Source organism: bacterium endosymbiont of Bathymodiolus sp. 5 South (assembly GCF_900128535.1).
Classification (GTDB): Bacteria; Pseudomonadota; Gammaproteobacteria; order PS1; family Pseudothioglobaceae; genus Thiodubiliella.
Genome location: NZ_FQTR01000187.1, coordinates 1 through 2,967, shown reverse-complemented (window position 1 = coordinate 2,967; position 2,967 = coordinate 1). Strand labels below are relative to the sequence as shown.

Below are 2,967 nucleotides of genomic sequence, written 5' to 3'. Positions count from 1 at the left end.
TTGGTCATCGTCTATTGGTAGAGGATGACATGGCAATCGTCGGTATTAATGTTTTTACTGATTATGAGACCAAATCCAGACACAGGCGCCTAAGTCTTGGTTTGGAATACCAGCGCACTAACTTTAGTGCCAATATTAACAAATATCATATGCTTTCAGGCAAAAAATTAGTTAACGATACAGGAGAAAAGGCTTTCTCAGGTTATGATGTCAAATTCAGCGGTCAAGCCCCTTATCTACCTTGGGCAAAGATCAAAGGCACTTATTATCACTGGGATACTATCTCGGGTCCAGACATTAAGGGTAATATTTTAGGTGTGGATATTGAGCTTACCCCATCGGTAAATTTCGAGTTCGGTCAAGAAAACAACAACACCATCAATGCCACAAACTATGGCAAATTCACGGTAAAACTACCGCTGGGCAACAAGCAAAAATCCATCAACTATGCGATTGCCAGCAAAGCCTTTAAAGACAGCCATAAAATGAACCTAAGCGCACTTGCTTGGGTGGAGCGTGATAATAAAATAAAAGACAACACGATAGTGTTTAATGGACTAACTTACGGACTGGTCCTCTCACCTGACACAGGCAGAGTTTGGCTTGATAGAAATCTAGGTGCCTCTCAAGTTTGCACCTCGGTTACAGATACTGCTTGTTATGGTGATTTGTACCAATGGGGGCGAGCAAAAGATGGTCATGAATCCAGGGATTCAGGCATAACAAAAACACTGGCAAGTTCCATCACTCCAGCAACAACAACACTTATCATCAGCCAAAGAGTTCCTGGTGACTGGGTAAGCGGAAGTGGCACAGGAGCAGATATAAGTGGCGCACTTAGAGCAGCCGCTTGGGTAGACGGCGGAGTCAATGACATTTGTCCAGCAGGCTTTAGCGTGCCAACTGAGGAAGAGTTAATCACTCTCGCTACTACAGCTAAGGTTAAGGATACTGCCACGGCCTTTTCCAGCTTCCTGAAGTTGCCAGCTTCTGGTGCGCGTACTGCTGATGGCGGCAGATTTTTGGGTGTTGGTACTGGCGCCCCTTTGTGGAGTCGGTCCGCTAGAGGGTCATTTGGTCGTTTTTTTGCCATTTACACAAACGAAGGAAATACGGCTTTTCAGAGTGTTAGTCGTGCTTACGGCTTTAGTATTCGTTGCATTAAGGATTAGTCATTTTGTTTTTGTGATTTGATCGGCACTTCCACTCTTTCAGTTTATTAAATTTTGAGACAAGGGATTATGCTTGTTGGCAATTTCTGCCAGAGTTTATTTATTTTGTAATAGCCAAAGCACTCGTTTTGTTTTAGTTTTCTGAGGTTTTATAATACGCATGGCAGTAGAAAACACAAGCATTGTTGAGCAATAGTTAGGTGCGCTATTAGATAGACTGTAAAATTCCAAAAATGATGAAGCAAAAGCTACCTAAATTACTTCTTAAACCAGTCGGGCGGGCGATTGGGGATTTTAGTATGATTAAAACAGGCGATAAGATTTTATTGGCAGTGTCAGGGGGCAAGGACTCACTCAGTTTGTTTCATATTTTGCGTCATTTTCAAGCAACTTCACCTGTGAAGTTTGAACTGGGTGTGGTAACGATCGACCCACAGGTGGGAGGTTTTGAGCCGCAGGCATTAGAAGGTTTTTTCAAGAAGTTTGATACACCATATTTTTTCGAAGAATTTCCCATTATGGAGCAAGCGAAAAAAAGCATGAAGGGCGATTCTTATTGTTCGTTTTGTGCGCGCATTAAGCGTGGCTTAATGTATCAGGTAGCGCGCAGAGAGGGCTACAATGTCCTAGCTTTGGGGCAGCATCTGGATGATTTGTGTGAGAGTTTGATGATGTCAATGTTTCATAATGGCAAAATTCAAACGATGAAAGCGCACTATATTAACGACAGTAAAGATTTGCGAGTTATTCGCCCGATGGCGTATGTGCGTGAACGGCAATTGGCTGATTTTGCTAAGTCTGCTGATTTGCCAGTGATTCTAGATTCTTGTCCAGCGTGTTTTAGTATGCCGGGCGAGCGCGCTTATTTTAAAAAGTGGTTGTTAGATGAGGAAAAGCGTGTTCCAAGCCTGTATAAGAACTTGCTTAGCGCCATGAAACCCATGCTAGATGAGAGTTAATGAGGTTTTAGAATGATTGAATTTTTCTTAAAACTGTTCTCAATAATGCCGCTTAAACTCAATCATTGGGTGGGCACTCTAATTGGTCGTCTTTTATACCTAAGCAATAGCCAATCCGAGCAGGTTGTGCGTAAAAACATCGAGATTTGTTTCCCCAATTTGACTAAAGCACAGCAACAAGATTTGATTAAAAAATCCTTAATTGAAGCCGGCAAAGGCTTGAGTGAATCTGGCTTTGTTTGGTTTAACAGTTTTAAGCATAATGCCAAACACATCGTTAAAACAAAGGGCGCACAGTATCTTCAAGGCGATGAAAATACTATTTTATTGGTGCCACATTTTGGCTGCTGGGAGATCACTGCTCGCGTGGTATCACTACACAGGCCAACGACTTTTATGTATAAGGAATTGCAGGATAAAAAACAAAACGCCTTGCTGCTTTCTTTGCGTGAGCAACAAGATTTGTATATGGCAGCAGCGAACAAAAAGGGCGTTTTAAAACTACAACGCGCCTTCAAAGACAAGCAACTGATCGCTATTTTGCCAGACCAGTATCCTGGTGAAAAAGGCAGCGTGGTGTCGCCTTTCTTTGGACAAAATGCTCAAACGATGACCCTATTGGTTAAATTAGCAAGAAAAAATAAGGCTAAAGTACTAATGGCTTGGGCAGCTCGCTTGGATAAGGGCAAAGGTTATGAGTTGAATATTAAGCCTGTAAACATCCTATCAAGCACAGGCAGGGTAGAGGATGATGTGGCTTTGATGAATCAGGCGATTGAACAGTTGGTTAAAACCAAACCTGAACAGTATTTGTGGAATTATAAGCGCTTCAAAGG

Annotated in this window: 3 protein-coding genes; all 3 read left to right on the top strand. The window is 42.3% G+C overall.

The genetic code is table 11. The features are described from left to right. A partial coding sequence (locus BBROOKSOX_RS09800) for an inverse autotransporter beta domain-containing protein (RefSeq protein WP_180323974.1) occupies positions 1 to 1,172 on the top strand: 1,172 nt, incomplete at its 5' end. Between the two features lie 299 nt (positions 1,173 to 1,471). Beyond that, positions 1,472 to 2,131, top strand: coding sequence for a tRNA 2-thiocytidine biosynthesis TtcA family protein (locus BBROOKSOX_RS09795; RefSeq protein WP_306821349.1), 660 nt, complete (start codon positions 1,472 to 1,474; stop codon positions 2,129 to 2,131). A gap of 12 nt (positions 2,132 to 2,143) precedes the next feature. Continuing rightward, the coding region (locus BBROOKSOX_RS09790; RefSeq protein ID WP_139661503.1) for a lysophospholipid acyltransferase family protein at positions 2,144 to 2,967 on the top strand (824 nt) is incomplete at its 3' end.